At 64.2% G+C, this 16,310-nt stretch carries 16 protein-coding genes; 11 read left to right on the top strand and 5 right to left on the bottom strand.

What is annotated here, in order from left to right; translation table 11 throughout:
* Positions 1-90 precede the first annotated feature (90 nt).
* Complete coding sequence (locus A9K66_RS12675; protein WP_067323978.1) at positions 91-723, bottom strand: HAD family phosphatase; 633 nt, start codon at positions 721-723, stop codon at positions 91-93.
* Between the two features lie 202 nt (positions 724-925).
* Between A9K66_RS12675 and A9K66_RS12680 the strand changes: the two genes are divergently transcribed.
* The gene (locus A9K66_RS12680; protein ID WP_066999158.1) at positions 926-1,885 is read left to right on the top strand and encodes a sugar-binding transcriptional regulator; all 960 of its coding nucleotides are present in this window, start codon (positions 926-928) and stop codon (positions 1,883-1,885) included.
* A gap of 63 nt (positions 1,886-1,948) precedes the next feature.
* Here the strand turns inward: A9K66_RS12680 and A9K66_RS12685 are convergent, their stop codons facing one another.
* Positions 1,949-2,134 (bottom strand): hypothetical protein, encoded by a 186-nt coding sequence (locus A9K66_RS12685; RefSeq protein ID WP_067323980.1) that lies wholly within the window; start codon positions 2,132-2,134, stop codon positions 1,949-1,951.
* A gap of 110 nt (positions 2,135-2,244) precedes the next feature.
* Between A9K66_RS12685 and gcvA the strand changes: the two genes are divergently transcribed.
* The 10 genes from gcvA to A9K66_RS12735 all read left to right on the top strand — a co-directional run bounded on the left by gcvA (position 2,245) and on the right by A9K66_RS12735 (position 13,961).
* Complete coding sequence (gene gcvA, locus A9K66_RS12690) at positions 2,245-3,153, top strand: transcriptional regulator GcvA (protein WP_067323982.1); 909 nt, start codon at positions 2,245-2,247, stop codon at positions 3,151-3,153.
* Between the two features lie 161 nt (positions 3,154-3,314).
* On the top strand, positions 3,315-4,625 hold the full coding sequence (locus A9K66_RS12695) for a sugar ABC transporter substrate-binding protein (protein WP_066999167.1): 1,311 nt from the start codon (positions 3,315-3,317) through the stop codon (positions 4,623-4,625).
* Between the two features lie 137 nt (positions 4,626-4,762).
* Entirely contained in the window at positions 4,763-5,635 is an 873-nt protein-coding gene (locus tag A9K66_RS12700) for a sugar ABC transporter permease (RefSeq protein ID WP_067324684.1), read from the top strand.
* Positions 5,636-5,841: 206 nt separating this feature from the next.
* On the top strand, positions 5,842-6,666 hold the full coding sequence (locus A9K66_RS12705; RefSeq protein ID WP_067323984.1) for a carbohydrate ABC transporter permease: 825 nt from the start codon (positions 5,842-5,844) through the stop codon (positions 6,664-6,666).
* A 35-nt stretch (positions 6,667-6,701) separates the two neighbouring features.
* Positions 6,702-7,706 (top strand): ABC transporter ATP-binding protein, encoded by a 1,005-nt coding sequence (locus A9K66_RS12710; protein ID WP_066999175.1) that lies wholly within the window; start codon positions 6,702-6,704, stop codon positions 7,704-7,706.
* The gene (locus A9K66_RS12715; RefSeq protein WP_067323986.1) at positions 7,703-8,473 is read left to right on the top strand and encodes an L-iditol 2-dehydrogenase; all 771 of its coding nucleotides are present in this window, start codon (positions 7,703-7,705) and stop codon (positions 8,471-8,473) included. The genes A9K66_RS12710 and A9K66_RS12715 overlap by 4 nt, the downstream gene beginning before the upstream one ends.
* A 155-nt stretch (positions 8,474-8,628) precedes the next feature.
* A complete protein-coding gene (locus tag A9K66_RS12720; protein WP_067323988.1) occupies positions 8,629-10,107 on the top strand; it encodes a mannitol dehydrogenase family protein in 1,479 nt (492 codons plus the stop codon).
* A 21-nt stretch (positions 10,108-10,128) separates the two neighbouring features.
* Entirely contained in the window at positions 10,129-10,812 is a 684-nt protein-coding gene (locus A9K66_RS12725; RefSeq protein WP_067323990.1) for an HAD family hydrolase, read from the top strand.
* Positions 10,806-12,392, top strand: a complete 1,587-nt coding sequence (locus A9K66_RS12730) for an FGGY-family carbohydrate kinase (RefSeq protein ID WP_082953842.1) — start codon at positions 10,806-10,808, stop codon at positions 12,390-12,392. The genes A9K66_RS12725 and A9K66_RS12730 overlap by 7 nt, the downstream gene beginning before the upstream one ends.
* 165 nt (positions 12,393-12,557) lie before the next feature.
* Positions 12,558-13,961: an MATE family efflux transporter gene (locus A9K66_RS12735; protein ID WP_067323993.1), complete on the top strand. Its 1,404-nt coding sequence runs from the start codon at positions 12,558-12,560 to the stop codon at positions 13,959-13,961.
* A gap of 39 nt (positions 13,962-14,000) precedes the next feature.
* On the opposite strand, the gene A9K66_RS12740 is transcribed toward A9K66_RS12735, so the two are convergent.
* The 3 genes from A9K66_RS12740 to A9K66_RS12750 all read right to left on the bottom strand — a co-directional run bounded on the left by A9K66_RS12740 (position 14,001) and on the right by A9K66_RS12750 (position 16,199).
* On the bottom strand, positions 14,001-14,645 hold the full coding sequence (locus A9K66_RS12740; RefSeq protein WP_066999193.1) for an amino acid ABC transporter permease: 645 nt from the start codon (positions 14,643-14,645) through the stop codon (positions 14,001-14,003).
* On the bottom strand, positions 14,642-15,310 hold the full coding sequence (locus A9K66_RS12745; protein WP_067323995.1) for an amino acid ABC transporter permease: 669 nt from the start codon (positions 15,308-15,310) through the stop codon (positions 14,642-14,644). Before A9K66_RS12745 ends, A9K66_RS12740 begins: the two co-directional genes overlap by 4 nt.
* An 88-nt stretch (positions 15,311-15,398) precedes the next feature.
* The gene (locus A9K66_RS12750; protein WP_067323996.1) at positions 15,399-16,199 is read right to left on the bottom strand and encodes a transporter substrate-binding domain-containing protein; all 801 of its coding nucleotides are present in this window, start codon (positions 16,197-16,199) and stop codon (positions 15,399-15,401) included.
* Between the last annotated feature and the right edge of the window lie 111 nt (positions 16,200-16,310).

Here is a 16,310-nt window from a genome sequence, read left to right on the forward strand (position 1 = left end):
CAGCGTCGGAGCGTGTCCCTTCTCCCCGTAGTCACGGGGAGAAGGTGCTGGCAGGCGGATGAGGGGCAGCGCCGGCGTTGGCACGTCTTCTTAGAGACCCAATTGCGCCCGCAGTTCCTCGGCGCTGTTGATGACGATTGCGCCGGGCGGTCCTTCCATCGGCGCTTCCGGCCAGAAAATGGTCTTCATGCCGGCAGCCAGGCCGGCCATCGAGCCGGTGCGGCTGTCGTCGACCGCGACCGCGTCGGCCGGATCGACGCCGGCGAGATAAGCCGCGCGCAGGAAGGGTTCCGCATGCGGCTTGCCTTGGCGTACGTCGTTTCGGCTCACCGTGTGCATGCCGGGATAGACGAGACCGACCGCGCCGAGATTGGCGTCGACGATCAGCCGGTCCGAATTGGACACCACCGCCTGCTCGACGCCTAGCGCGCGCAATTCGTTGAACACCTCGATCGCGCCGGGCCGCGGCTTGAGCGTCTCGGCCATCGGCAGATAGTGGTCGTATTTGCGCACGATCCAGTCATCGAAGTGCAGGTCGAGGCCGAACTGGTCGCGCAGCATTTCGTAGACCGGCCATGCCGCGACGCCCAGCACCCGTTCGTGCAGGTCGGTCGGCGGCGTGATGCCGACGCTGCGCAAAGCCGCCACAAGTGCTGCCTCGTGCAGCGGCTCGCTGTTGACCAGCGTGCCGTCCATGTCCCAGAAAACCGCTTTCGGCGTCATGCAAGGCTCCTTTTGCCGATCCCTTAATGGGTTTCCGGTCAGAGATAAACCGCTCTCCCGGCAAATGGTTGAGGCGAGCGCGAATGGTGCCATCCTTGGTCGGCAGGGGCGCAAGCAATTGCTCTTTCAATTGACAATTGCGCAGGGCCGCTTTCGCTGTAATCTAGAGGGCCCGCTATTGTCGGGCTTGGGGAGGCAGAATGTGAACGCGCGACAGGAAACCGGCAGCACCAGGTTGGACGACGCCGCGCGCGCCGGCTGGCTCTACTATGTTGCCGGCAATACCCAGGATCAGATCGCCGCCAAGCTCGGTATTTCCAGGCAGACGGCGCAGCGGCTCGTCTCGCTAGCGATGTCGGAAGGGCTGATCAAGGTCCGCGTCGATCATCCGATCGCCAATTGTCTCGACCTTGCCGCGCGGCTGAAGTCGCGTTTCGCGCTCGATCTCGTCGAGGTGGTGCCGAGCGATCCGACCTCGTCCTCGACGACGATCGGTGTCGCCGAGGCGGCGGCTGCCGAAATCGAGCGGCGGCTGCGCTCCGCCGCCCCCATCGTCATGGCCATCGGCACCGGGCGCACCCTGAAGGCGGCGATCGAGCTGTTGCCGCCGATGGAGTGCCCGCAGCACAAGGTGGTGTCCTTGACCGGCAACATCTCGCCCGACGGCTCGGCCGCCTTCTACAACGTCATCTTCACCATGGCCGATCGGGTCAAGGCGCGCTCCTTCCCGATGCCGCTGCCGGTCATCGCCTCCTCGCCGGAAGAGCGCGACATGCTGCTCAGCCAGCCAATGATCCAGCCGACGCTGGCGCTGGCCGCGGAAGCCGACGTCACCTTCGTCGGCATCGGCGATCTCGGCCCGAAGGCGCCGCTCTACGAGGACGGCTTCATCTCGGAAGGGGAACTGAAGGCGCTGCAGAAAGCCGGCGGCGTCGCCGAGATTGTCGGCTGGGTTTTCGACCGCGAAGGCCGCATGATCGAAGGCATCACCAACGACCGCGTTTCGTCCGCCGCCTTGCCGTCACGCGAGAAGTCCTTGGTCATCGCGCTTGCCATGGGCGAGCGCAAGCTGCCGGGCATCCTCGCCGCCGTGAACCGGCGTTTGGTCAACGGCCTCATCACCGACGAACGGACAGCCACCGCCCTGCTCGGCGGCGCGTGATCGTGATCCTGGGCTCGGGCCGAATCTGACGCGACGAGCCGTTGGCGATAAAAAGAAACCCGGCTATTTGTAGCGTCCATGCGGATCATTGCCATCGAGGAAGCCCATGTCCCGCTGCAGGTGCTCCGACAGTTCTCGCACATCGACATAGCCGCGCCTGCGGCTGGCGAACCACGAGAATTCCCGCGCCAGCAGCGAAATCCATCCATGTATTGGGGTCGAATCGAATTTTTCCTGCATCGGGGTCATGATCGTCAGCCTTCGCTATGCTTGAACTGGAGTGATCGTCGACCCCAAATATCGGGCTGATCGGCACGTGCTTCCAATCAAACGTCGATCATGACCCATAAAGAGGCCTTATGCCCGATCTGAGCTCCCGGCAGAATGTCCAGCTCCCGCCCCTGCAGGCGATTCGGGTGTTCGAGGCCGTGGCCAGACACCTCTCCTTCACCAAGGCTGCCGAGGAGCTCGGCATGACCCAGGCCGCCGCGAGCTATCAGATCAAGCTTCTGGAAGAGCGCATCGGCGCGCCGCTGTTCCTGCGCCGTCCACGGCAGATCGAGCTGACCGAACCCGGCCAGCGTCTTGCGCCGGCTGTCAGCGAGGCATTCGCGCTGCTGAGCGGCGCCTATGCGGCCGCCCGAGCCGGCGCCGACGGCGTGCTTTGCGTTTCCACCCTGCTCACCTTCGCCTCGAACTGGCTGGCGCAGCATCTGGGATCCTTTCAGGTCGCGCACCCCTCGCTTGCCGTGCGTGTCGACACCTCGAACCGAGTCGTCGATTTCGCGCGTGAGGACGTCGACATCGCCATCCGCTCCGGCGGCGGCAAATGGCCCGGCGTGGAAACGCATATGCTGTTCAGGGCCGACTTCACCCCGGTGCTCAGCCCCAGGCTTGCGGCGAGCATCGGCGGCGTCAAGGAGCCCGCCGACCTGCTCAAGCTCCCCATCCTCGATCCCGGCGACATCTGGTGGCAGGAATGGTTCGCGCTCGCCGGCCTGCCCGCGGAGGAACTCGCCAGCCGTCCCGGCACCAGCATGGGCGCGCAGGCCTATGAGGCCAATGCCGCGATGGCCGGGCAAGGTGTTGCGATCGTCACCAGCGCCCTGTTCAAGAACGAGCTTGCCGACGGCAGGCTGATCCAGCCCTTCGACCTCGTCGGCGACGACGGCCACGCCTACTGGCTGGTCTATCCCACGGCCCGGCGCAACGTGCCGAAGATCCGCGCCTTCCGCGATTGGATTCTCGCCGAGATCGCCTGTCGGTAGGACGGCATTACACCTGCCGCCTCCGCTACGCATCGCCCAGACGGGCGCGACATCGATTTGTGCTGCGCTGCAGCATCGATTCCGGCTTGACATAATTCACACTTAGTGAGTAATTGCCCACAGCCAAAGCAAATGCTCATCTTGGTTTTAGGGAGGAATTGATGAAACTTCGCACGCTCACCCTGGGCCTGTTGTCGGCCAGCGCCCTTGCATTCGCCGCGCATGCCGAATCCATCACCATCGCCACCGTCAACAATGGCGACATGGTCCGCATGCAGAAGCTGACGGACGACTTCACGAAGGCCAATCCCGACATCCAGCTCAACTGGGTCACGCTCGAAGAGAACGTGCTGCGCGAGCGCGTCACCACCGACATCGCCACCAAGGGTGGCCAGTACGACGTCTTGACCATCGGCACTTACGAGGTTCCGATCTGGGCCAAGCAGAGCTGGCTCTTGCCGCTCGAGAAGCTCGGCGACGACTACGACGTCAAGGACATCATCCCGGCCATTGCCGGCGGCCTTTCGGTCGACGGCAAGCTCTATGCCGCGCCCTTCTACGGCGAGAGCTCCTTCGTCATGTACCGCAAGGACCTGATGGAGAAGGCGGGGCTCAAAATGCCCGACGCGCCGACCTGGGACTTCATCAAGGAGGCCGCCGACAAGATGACCGATCGGGCCAATGGCGTGAACGGCATCTGCCTGCGCGGCAAGGCCGGCTGGGGCGAGAACATGGCCTTCCTGACCGCCATGTCGAACTCCTTCGGCGCCCGCTGGTTCGATGAGAACTGGAAGCCGCAATTCGACCAGCCGGAATGGAAGAACACGCTGCAGTTCTATGTCGACCTGATGAAGGCAGACGGTCCTGAGGGCGCGTCCTCCAACGGCTTCAACGAGAATCTTGCGCTCTTCCAGCAGGGCAAGTGCGGCATGTGGATCGATGCCACCGTCGCCGCGTCCTTCGTCTCCGACCCGAAGGCCTCGCAGGTCGCCGACAAGGTCGGCTATGCGCTGGCGCCCGACAAGGGTCTCGGCAAGCGCGGCAACTGGCTGTGGGCATGGTCTCTCGCTATCCCCGCCGGCACCAAGAAGGCGGACGCCGCCGAGAAGTTCGTCTCCTGGGCGACCTCGAAACACTACCTCGAACTGGTGGCTTCGAAGGAAGGCTGGGCCAACGTTCCGCCCGGAACGCGGACCTCGCTCTACAACAATCCGGAGTACCAGAAGGCAGCGCCCTTCGCGAAGATGACGCTGGACTCCATCAATGCCGCCGACCCGACGCATCCGACCGTCAAGCCGGTGCCCTATGTCGGCGTGCAGTTCGTGGCCATTCCGGAATTCCAGGGCCTCGGCACCACCGTCGGCCAGCTCTTCTCCGCCGCCCTTGCCGGCCAGTCGAGCGTCGATGATGCGCTGAAGCAGGCCCAGGACGCGGCGACTGCCGCGATGACCGAAGGCGGCTACCTCAAGTAAGGCTCCTCCCGGTGCCGAACGCCGGTAGCGGATCATGACCGGCATAGGCCGCCCGAAACCCAGTTCGGGCGGCCACCTCTGCAATCAGGAATTCTGGCACAAGTCTAAATCCGGCTGACCTTGGGAGGGTGACCGTCATGGCTACTCAGCAAACCCGTTCGCTTGCCCGTTTCATGATGGCGCCGTCGGTGATCCTGTTGTTCGTCTGGATGATCGTGCCACTGGTCTTTACGCTGTGGTTCTCGTTCCTCCAGTACAACCCGCTCAATCCGATCCGCGATGGGTTCGTCTGGTTCGCCAATTACAAGCTCTTCTACTCCAACCCCGCCTTCCTGCAGTCGATCATCAACACACTGACCATCGTCGTCAGTGTCCTGGCCATCACCGTGATTGGCGGCATCCTTTTGGCGCTGCTGCTCGACCAGCCGATCTGGGGTCAGGGCTTCGTGCGCATCCTGGTCATCTCGCCGTTCTTCGTCATGCCGCCGGTGGCGGCGCTTGTCTGGAAGAACATGATCATGCACCCGCAATACGGCGTCTTTGCCGATATTGCCCGCTTCTTCGGCGCCAACCCGATCGACTGGTTCGGTCAGCACCCGCTGACCGCCGTCATCCTGATCGTCGCCTGGCAATGGCTGCCCTTCGCGACGCTGATCCTGCTCACCTCGCTCCAATCGCTTGACGGTGAGCAGAAAGAGGCGGCCGAGATGGATGGCGCCGGCTTCCTCAGCCGCTTCTGGTATCTGACGCTGCCGCACATGTCGCGCGCCATCACCGTCGTCATCCTGATCCAGACCATCTTCCTGCTCTCGGTCTATGCCGAGATCCTGGTCACCACCAATGGCGGTCCCGGCTACGCCTCCACCAACCTGCCGTTCCTCGTCTACCAGAAGGCGCTCTTGGAATTCAAAATCGGCCAGGCGTCGGCAGGCGGCGTCATCGCGGTCATTCTCGCCAACATCGTCGCCTTCTTCGTCATGCGCGCGGTCGGCAGGAACCTGGACAAGTAGGGGCAAGACGATGCCACTTGCGCTGAACCACCCCCACTCCGTCCCGCTGCGCGGGACACCTCTCCCCCTGCCCGGGGGAGAGGAAACGCCTGCATCGAAGCCCCGCGCTTCCTCTACCCCGTCGATCGGGGGAGAGGTGGTTTGCGCAGCAAACCGGAGTGGGGGTCGACCCTGCCGCCAACATCGCCGATACGGGAGGACCTGACATGGCACGCGCAGTCACCACCCAGCACAAGACGATCGCAACAGTCGCGGCCTGGGTCGTCGCCCTGCTGATCTTCTTCCCGATCCTTTATACGATCATCACATCCTTCAAGTCGGAGCAGGAGGCGATCCAGGGCTTCGCCCTGATCCCGTCGGGCACCACCGAAAGCTACTCCGAGGTGCAGGCGCAGAGCGGCTATTTCAAGTTCTTCCTCAATTCGGTGATCCTGTCGGTCGGCTCGACCGTCCTTGCGCTCATCGTCGCCGTGCCGGCGGCCTGGTCGATGGCCTTCTCGCCGACCAAGCGGACCAAGGACATCCTGATGTGGATGCTCTCCACCAAGATGATGCCGGCCGTCGCCGTGCTGTTCCCGATCTATCTGATCTTCCGCGACACCGGCCTGCTCGACAGCCGCATCGGCCTCACCATCATGCTGATGCTGATCAACCTGCCGATCGTGGTCTGGATGCTCTACACCTATTTCCGCGAGATCCCGGGCGAGATCCTCGAAGCGGCGCGCATGGACGGCGCCTCGCTGTGGAACGAGATCATCTATGTGCTGACGCCCATGGCCGTTCCCGGCATTGCCTCGACCATGCTCTTGAACATCATCCTGGCCTGGAACGAGGCGTTCTGGACGATCCGCCTGACCACCACCGAGGCCGCACCGCTCACCGCCTTCATCAGCTCCTTCTCCAGTCCGCAGGGCCTGTTCTGGGCCAAGCTCTCGGCCGCCTCGACATTGGCGATCGCGCCGATTCTGATCATGGGCTGGTTCAGCCAGAAGCAGCTGGTGCGCGGCCTGACCTTTGGCGCCGTGAAGTAAACCGTAAGCGGCGGGCGAAATCCGGGGAGGAAACCATGGGAAACATCACGCTCAAGAACGTCTCCAAGTCCTTCGGGTCGACGACGATCATTCCGAACATCGACCTCGCCATCGAGGACGGCGAGTTCGTCGTGTTCGTCGGCCCCTCGGGTTGCGGCAAGTCAACGCTGCTCAGGCTGATCGCCGGGCTGGAGGACACCAGCGGCGGCACCATCAGCATCGATGGCCGCGACGTCACCCGCGAGGCGCCGGCCAAGCGCAAGCTTGCCATGGTCTTCCAATCCTACGCGCTCTACCCGCATATGACGGTCGCCAAGAACATCGCCTTCCCGCTGAAGATGGCCGGCGAGGACCAGGCGACCATCGACAAGAAGGTCAAGGACGCGGCGCGCGTCTTGAACCTCACCAACTATCTCGAGCGGCGCCCGGGCCAGCTCTCCGGCGGCCAGCGCCAGCGCGTCGCCATCGGCCGCGCCATCGTGCGCCAGCCATCGGCCTTCCTGTTCGACGAGCCGCTGTCCAACCTCGACGCAGCCCTTCGCGGCACCATGCGGCTGGAGATCAGCGAACTGCATCATCAGCTGAAGACGACGATGATCTATGTCACCCACGACCAGGTCGAGGCCATGACCATGGCCGACAAGATCGTCGTGCTCAATGCCGGCAACATCGAGCAGGTCGGCTCGCCGATGGAACTCTACAAAACGCCGAAGAACCTGTTCGTCGCCGGCTTCATCGGCTCGCCGAAGATGAACTTGATCGAAGGCGCGCCGGCCGACAAATATGGCGCCAAGACCATCGGCATCCGGCCCGAGCACATCAACATCTCGACCACGGCCGGCGACTGGAAGGCGACGGTCGGCGTTGCCGAGCATCTCGGCTCCGACACCTTCCTGCATGTCCAGACCGATGGCATCGGCACGATCAATGTGCGCGCCGACGGCGAGGTTGCCGTCAAGCACGGCGACACCGTCTACCTGACGCCCGACAAGGCCAAGCTCCATCGCTTCGGCGCCGACGGCAAGGCGCTGGCGCAGTGAGGCTCAAAGGCAAATCGGCGCTGATCACCGGATCGGCGCGCGGCATCGGCAGGGCCTTCGCCGAAGCCTATGTTCGCGAAGGCGCCAGGGTGGCGATTGCCGACATCAATCTCGAAGCGGCGGAAGCGACGGCAAAGGATATCGGCTCTGCCGCTTACGCGATCCGGCTCGACGTCACCGACCAGTCCTCGATCGAGGCCGGCGTGAAAGCCGTCGAAGCGAACGCCGGCGGCCTCGACATCCTGATCAACAATGCCGCCTTGTTCGACCTTGCGCCCATCGTCGAGATCAGCCGCGCGAGCTACGACAAGCTCTTCTCCGTCAATGTCGCCGGCACGCTGTTCATGCTGCAGGCGGCGGCCCGCTCGATGATCGCTGCTGGCCGGGGCGGCAAGATCATCAACATGGCGAGCCAAGCCGGGCGCCGCGGCGAGCCGCTGGTCGCGGTCTATTGCGCCACCAAGGCCGCCGTCATCTCGCTTACCCAGTCGGCCGGACTCGACCTGATCAAGCACCGCATCAACGTCAACGCCATCGCACCGGGTGTCGTCGACGGCGAGCATTGGGATCACGTCGATTCGCTGTTCGCCAAATATGAGAACCGGCCGAAGGGCGAGAAGAAGAGGCTCGTCGGCGAAAGCGTGCCCTATGGCCGCATGGGTCGAGCCGAAGATTTGACTGGCATGGCGGTTTTCCTCGCCAGTGACGAAGCCGAATACATTGTCGCCCAAACCTACAACGTCGATGGCGGTCAATGGATGAGTTGAGGGGGAAGCGCGCCTCTCTTCCTCCGGGGAGGACGCGTCGCGGGGCAGGTGAGGGGCGCATACCGGCAAACGGACGCTGCCCCTCACCGCTCGCCCCAAGCGGGTGAATTGGGGGTTGGATTGTCGGGCTGCATATCGGCCAAAGGGTAAGTAAGATGACCGTGAAACTCTCTTTCTCGAACCTCGCCAAGCTTCCGTCGAAGGTTTCCGGTCCGAAATACGATCGCGCCGCGCTGAAGGCCGGCATCGTGCATTTCGGCGTCGGCAACTTCCACCGCTCGCACCAGGCTGTCTATCTCGACGACCTGTTCAATTCCGGCCTCGGCCATGACTGGGCGCTGATCGGCGCCGGCGTGTTCGAGGGCGAGAAGGCCGGCCGCGCCAGGCTGCAGGAGCAGGGCTGGCTGACCACCGTGGTCGAGCAGGACCAGGGCCATATGAGCGCCCGCGTCACCGGCGCCATGGTCGATTTCCTGATGCCGGGCGATGCTGAGGCGATCGTCGAGCAACTCGCCGACCCCGCGATCAAGATTGTGTCGCTGACCATCACCGAGGGCGGCTATTTCATCGATCCGGCCTCCGGAAAGTTCAATCCGGCCCATCCCGACATTGTTGCCGATGCCCAGCCCGGTGCGGCACCGAAGACGGTCTTCGGCATCATTCTTGCCGGACTGGTGCGCCGGCGCGCCGACGGCATCGTGCCGTTCACGGTCATGTCCTGCGACAACATCCCCCACAATGGCCACGTCACCTCCGACGGCGTCATCGGCCTTGCCCGGCTGATCGACGAGGCTCTGGCCAACTGGGTGAGGGACAACGTCGCTTTCCCGAACGGCATGGTCGACCGCATCACGCCGGCCACCACCGATCGCGAGCGCAGCATTCTGGCCAATGATTTCGGGCTGGAGGACAATTGGCCGGTCTTCTGCGAACCGTTCAAACAGTGGGTGCTGGAAGATCATTTCACCGCCGGCCGGCCGCCGCTGGAACGGGCCGGCGTCCAGTTCGTCAAGGATGTCTCGCCTTACGAGCTGATGAAGATCCGCATCTTGAACGGCGGCCACGCAGCGATCGCCTATCCGGCGGGCCTGATGGACATCCATTTCGTGCATGAGGCGATGCAGGAGCCGCTGGTGCGCGGCTTCCTCGCTAAGCTGGAGCGCGACGAGATCATCCCGACCGTGCCGCCGGTGCCGGACACGGTGCTCGAGGATTACTACCAGCTCATCGAGCGCCGCTTCTCCAACCCCAAGATCGGCGACACCATCCGAAGGCTTTGCCTCGACGGTTCCAACCGCCAGCCGAAATTCATCATTCCGACCGCTGCGGACCGGCTGATGGCGGGGAAAGGTGTTGCCGGCCTGGCTCTGGAGTCCGCGCTCTGGTGCCGCTACTGCTTCGGCACCACCGACAGCGGCGCCGTCATCGAGCCGAACGATCCGAGCTGGGACCGGATGCAGGCGACCGCCAAAGCCGCGAAGAATTCGCCCGAGGCCTGGCTGGCGATGGACGACATCTATGGCGATGTCGGCCGCTCCGCCGTCTTTGCCGAAGCTTTCGCCCATGCGCTGAACGAATTGTGGGCGAACGGCGCGCGCGAAACCTTGACGCGCTATCTCGCCGGCAAGCTCTGAAGCTCTTTGGACGCAGCCGCAATGACGCCCGAGCTGGTCATCTTCGACTGTGACGGCGTGCTGGTCGACAGCGAGGCGCTTTCGGTTTCCGCGTTGCTGGGCACGATCGAGCTCGCCGGCGGCACGGTTTCGGAGGACGCCGCCTACGAGCATTTCCTCGGCAAGAGCATGAAGAGCGTGCGCGAGATCCTCGGCAGCGATTTCGGCCTGGAGATCAGCGACCAGCATCTCACCGCCATGCGCGTCGAGCTGATGCGCAAGTTCCGCGAGGAGCTGAAGCCGATCCCCGGCATCAAGGAGATCCTGCCGAAGCTTGGCCTGCCCCATTGCGTCGCCTCTTCCAGCACGCTGGAGCGCATCCGCTACGCGCTCGAGGTCACCGGCCTGCTGGGCCTGCTGGAGCCGCACCTCTTCAGCGCCGCCATGGTCAAGCGCGGCAAGCCGGCGCCGGACCTGTTTCTCCATGCCGCCGCCGCGATGCGCGCTGATCCGGGCAAATGCCTTGTCATCGAGGACAGCCCGGCCGGCATCGCCGCGGCGCGAGCGGCGGGGATGCGTGTCTTTGCCTTCACCGGCGGATCGCATGCAAACAACCCTGCGCTCAAGGCGCGGCTTGCGTCGACCGAACCGGACTTTATATTCGCTGACATGCTGCAATTGCCCGACCTGATTGCAGACCTGGGAGCGAGAGTAAAAGCATCTTGACGAGTTTCGTTTGCGCGGTCGATGTCGGCACCGGTAGCGCTCGCGCGGGCATTCTCGACTCGCATGGCAACCTGCTCGGCCGCGCCGAGCGGCCTATCGCCATGCACCAGCCTAAGCCCGATCACGCGGAGCACGACTCGGAAAATATCTGGTCGGCAGTCTGCGCCGCCGTGCGGGCCGCGCGCGAGAAGACGAACGTCGCCGCATCGGATATTGTCGGCATCTCTTTTGACGCCACCTGCTCGCTGGTGGTGCGCGGCAGGCGGGGCGATCAGCTGAGCGTCTCGGTCACCGGCGAGAAGCGCTGGGACACCATTGTCTGGCTCGACCATCGCGCCATCGCCGAAGCTGACGAATGCACCAGAAGCGGCCATGCGGTGCTCGACTATATCGGCGGGGTGATGTCGCCGGAAATGGAAACGCCGAAGCTGATGTGGCTGAAGCGCAACCTGCCCGCAACCTGGAATGAAGCCGGCTATCTGTTCGATCTCGCCGATTTCCTGACCTGGAAAGCGACCGGATCGCTCGCCCGCTCGCAATGCACGCTGACGGCCAAATGGACCTATCTCGCGCATGAGGAGACGGGCTGGCGGCGCGATTTCTTCAAGCTCGTCGGCATCGGCGATCTCTTCGAGCATGGCAATCTCCCGGACAAGGCGAGCCCCGTCGGCACCGATATCGGGCAACTCACGGCCGATGCAGCGGCAGATCTCGGCCTGACGCAGAAATGCCGGGTCGGCGCCGGGGTCATCGACGCCTATGCCGGCGCGCTCGGCGTGCTCGGCGGCTTTGCCGGCGACGAGAAGGACATCAGCCGGCACCTGGCGCTGATTGCCGGCACCTCGTCCTGCGTCATGGCGATGTCGCAGGATCCGCAGCCCCTCGCCGGCGTCTGGGGACCGTATTATGGCGCGGCGTTGCCAAAGCTCTGGCTGTCCGAAGGCGGTCAGTCGGCGACCGGCGCTCTGCTCGACCACATCATCCGCTGGCACGGCGCCGGCGGCGAGCCGGATGCGGCAATGCATGCCAGGATCGCCAAGCGCGTCGCCGAACTGCGCGCCGCCGAGGGCGACGCGCTGGCGGCGCGGCTGCATGTGCTGCCGGATTTCCACGGCAATCGCTCGCCGCTCGCCGACCCGCACGCGGTTGGCGTCGTCAGCGGGCTGACACTCGATTCCTCCTTCGACAGCCTGTGCAAGCTCTACTGGCGCACCGCCGTCGGCATCGCGCTCGGCGTGCGCCATGTGCTCGAGGCGCTGAACGAGAACGGCTATTTGATCGACACGCTGCACGTCACCGGCGGCCACACCAAGAACCCGCTCTTGATGGAACTCTATGCCGATGCCACCGGCTGCACCGTCATCGAGCCGCTGGCCGACGAGGCAGTGCTGCTCGGCACCGCCATGGTCGCGGCGACCGCCGCTGGGCTTTACGCCGACCTCAACGCCGCTTGCGTGGCCATGCAGCAGGGCGGCAGGACGCGGCCCCCAAATCCGGCCGCCGGCGCTCGCTTCGACCGCGACTATCGCATCTTCCTCGAAATGCACCGCCAGCGGCAGGCGCTCGACGCCATCCAATAGAAGGCCCGGCTCCTGCGCTTCCCGCTGGCTCAATAGGTCGCCGCTCCTCCTCCTTGCCAATATGTCGCATTTCGTTCACAAGACGGCGCAAACGGCGCCATTTTGCGCCGTTTGCGTGCGGCTTCCGGGCGTTGTCCCGACGCGCCGTGGTCTGAAGAGCGGAAAATGTCTGCGATCGAAGCCGGCGCTCGCGCGCCGGAAAATTTTTGGCGTCAGGAAATCAGGGCGACATTGTCGCTTGCCTGGCCGATGGTGCTCACCAATCTCGGCCAGACCGCCATGACCGCGACCGACGTCATGATGATGGGCCGTTTGGGACCCGACACGCTGGCCGCCGGCGCGCTCGGCTCCAACCTCTATTTCATGCCGCTGATCTTCGGGCTTGGCCTGATGCTCGCCACCTCGCCGATGATGGCGACCGAGCTCGGCCGCCGCCGCCATTCGGTGCGCGACCTGCGCCGCACCGTGCGCCAGGGACTCTGGCTGGCGGTCCTCGTCTCGATCCCGATCTGGCTGTTCCTCTGGCATGGCGAAGAAGTGCTTTTGGCCATGGGGCAGAAGCCGGACCTCGCGCACCAGGCAGGCATCTACCTGCACTGGCTGCAATGGGCGGTGCTGCCTTTTTACGGTTATATCGTGCTGCGCTCCTTCATCTCGGCGCTGGAGCGGCCCGGCTGGGCGCTGATCATCGTTTTCGTCGCAGTCGCCTGCAACGCCTTCTTCAACTGGGTCTTCATGTTCGGCAACCTCGGCGTCCGCCCGATGGGCATCGCCGGCTCGGGCCTCGCCACCTCGCTTTCCAGCATGCTGATGTTCGTCGGCTTGGCGGCCGTGGTGGTGCTGGAGAAAAAATTCCGCCGCTATCACCTCTTCGGCCGCTTCTGGCGCTCCGACTGGCCGCGCTTCCGCGGCCTGCTGAGGCTCGGCCTGCCGATCGCCGGCATCCTCGCCTTCGAGGTGACGATCTTCAATGCGGCAGCCCTGCTGATGGGTCTGATCGACGCGGATTCGCTGGCAGCCCACGCGATTGCCATCCAGATCGCCTCGATCTCCTTCATGGTGCCGCTCGGCCTCAACCAGGCGGTCACCGTGCGCGTCGGCCTGGCACATGGCGCCGGCAATCCCGAGGGCGTCTCGCGCGCCGGCTGGACCAGCTTTGTCATCGGCGTCTCCTTCATGGCGCTGATGGGGCTGGTGATGATCCTGTGGCCGCATCTTTTGATCAGCGCCTTCATCGATCTCGCCGATCCGGCCAATGCCAGGGTGATCACGCTTGCCGTGTCCTTCCTGGTGTTTGCCGCGCTGTTCCAGATCTTCGACGGCGCGCAGGCGGTGGCCGCCGGCATGCTGCGCGGCCTGCACGATACCAAGGTGCCGATGATCTATGCCGCGATCGGCTATTGGGGGGTCGGCCTGCCGCTCGGCGTTCTGCTCGCCTTCCATTTCGGCTTTGACGGCGTCGGCATCTGGATCGGCCTGTCGTCAGGCCTGGCGGTGGTGGCGGTCCTCCTGCTCGTCCGTTGGCTGCGGCGCGATCGCATCGCGCCGGCGCTGTCGTTCAGCCATTGAGACGAGCGGCCGCCGGTCAGGCGCGGCCCTCGTCAACCTTCAGTGTGCGGCGACACGCTCGAGCCGCCGCGCATATTGCGTCAGCGGGAAGCACATGACGAAGAAGATCAGCGCCACTAGCCCGTAGACGGTGAACGGCTCGAAGGTCGCGTTGTTGATGGCGTTGGAGGTCCTGACCAACTCCTCGAAACCGATGATCGAGGTCAGCGCCGTCGATTTGATCAGCTGCACCAGGAAGCCGACGGTCGGGGCGCGCGTGATGGCGAAGGCCTGCGGCAGGATGATCAGCCTGAGTTCCTGCAGATAATGCAGTCCGAGACTGGCGCCGGCGTCCCACTGGCCGCGCGGCAGCGCATCGACACCGCTGCGCCAGATCTCGGCGAGATAGGCGCTGGCAAAGAAGGTGAGGCCGAGCGCCGCGGCGGTCCATGGCTCGATACGCAGCCCCAACATCGGCAGGCCGAAGAACATCAGGAAAAGCTGCATGAGGAGCGGCGTGCCCTGGAACAGCGCGATATAGCCGGAAGCGATCCGCTTGATCCATTTGTTCTTGGCTATGCGGAAGAACAGCACGACCAGCCCGACCAGCGCGCCGCCGACGAAGGCCGCAAGCGACAGCAGCACTGTCCAGCGCGCGGCGAGCAGAAGGTTGCGCAATATGTCCCAGAGGGTGAATTCGATCATGACACGCCGGCTCCGAGTGCGCGGCGTCCGCCGCTGACCAGCAGCCGGCGCAGCCCCATCGACAGGCCGAGATAGACCATGGTCACCACCAGATAGGTTTCAAAGGCGCGGAAGGTGCGCGCCTGCAGCATGTCGGCCTCGTAGGTCAGTTCACGCACCGCGATCTGCGACACCACCGCCGATTCCAGCATCATGATGACGATCTGGCTGGTCAGCGCCGGATAGATCACTGTCAGCGCCTGCGGCAGCACGATCTTGATGAACACCTGTCTGGGCCTGAGCCCGAGCGCAAGCGCTGCCTCCGTCTGCCCGCGCGGCACCGCGTCCAGACCCGCGCCGACGATCTCGATCGTGTAGGCCGCCATGTTGAGCGTCATCGCCAGCATGGCGGCCAGGATCGGATCGAGTCGGATGCCGAGGCTGGGCAGGCCGAAGAAGATGAAGAACAGCTGCACCAGGAACGGCGTGTTGCGCATCACCTCGACATACCAGCCGATCGCCAGCTTGAGCGGCCTCGGGCCGTTCCGGCGGCCGGCGGCGCCCAGGATGCTGAGGAAAGTGCCGGCGAGCGTGGTGACGACGATCAGAAGCAGCGTCATCGCCGCGCCGCGCGCGATCGCGCCCGCTGCACCCGCAAGCCAGCCGAAGTCGAGGCTGTAGCCCATCGCGATTGGCCCTGTTGGAAAGCGTGTAGCGCAAGAAGCAAGTACGGGAGCGGTTCAGCGCTTCATGCGCGCTGAACCGCTCCGGGGATCAATCCTTGAGGTTGTCGGGATTGAGCGGCGTCTTCAGCCAGGCCTTCGAGCTCTCGTCCAGCTTGCCGTCCGCCAGCATCTTGGCGACCGCATCGTTCACCGCCTTCTTCAGCCTGTCCTCGTTCTTGTTGAGGCCGATATGCGAGGGCGAGGTCAGCAGCTGGAACTTCTGCTCGGGCTTCAATGCAACCTGCTTGGCCAGCACCTGCGCGCCGACATCATTGCCGACCACCATGAGCTGCGTCTGTCCGGAGATGAAGGCCTGGATGACGGAATTGTAGTTGTCGAAGCGGCGGATGTCGGCCGAGGCGGGCGCCGCCTGGGTGAGCGAGGTATCCTCCAGCGTGCCGCGATTGACGGCGATCGACTTGTCGGCAAGGTCGTCCTTGCCTTTGACGGCAAGCTCGGCCGGGCCGATGACGGCGATGTAATAGGGCGCGTAGGCGGCGGCGAAATCGATCACCTGCTCGCGCTCCTTCGAATAGCCGACGCTCATCAAGATATCGACGCGCTTGTCGGTGAGATACGGGATGCGATTCTGGCCGGTGACGCTGACGAGGTTCAGCTTCACCTTCAAGGAATCGGCGATCGCCTGCGCGACGTCGATGTCATAGCCCTTGATGCTCATGTCGGCGCTGGCCGAGGAAAAAGGCGGGAAGTCGGAGAAGATGCCGACATTGATGGCCCCGGCCTTGGTGATGTCGTCGATGGCGTCGGCCTTGGCCTGCGAGGCAAGACCGGCGGCGCCGAGCATGATGAGTGCCGCAAGTGCGGATTTCAGTGTGTTGCGAAGAGTCATTTTAGTTCCCCTGCTGGAAGCTTGTTGTTGAAACCGGCCGCCGGCTCCAGCGCGACGGCCGTACTGGTTAGCAATTCCAGGAAAAGCGGGAAGCGGTCTACGCTTGGCGAC

Source organism: Mesorhizobium sp. AA23 (assembly GCF_001672435.1).
In the GTDB taxonomy this organism is placed as follows: Bacteria; Pseudomonadota; Alphaproteobacteria; order Rhizobiales; family Rhizobiaceae; genus Mesorhizobium.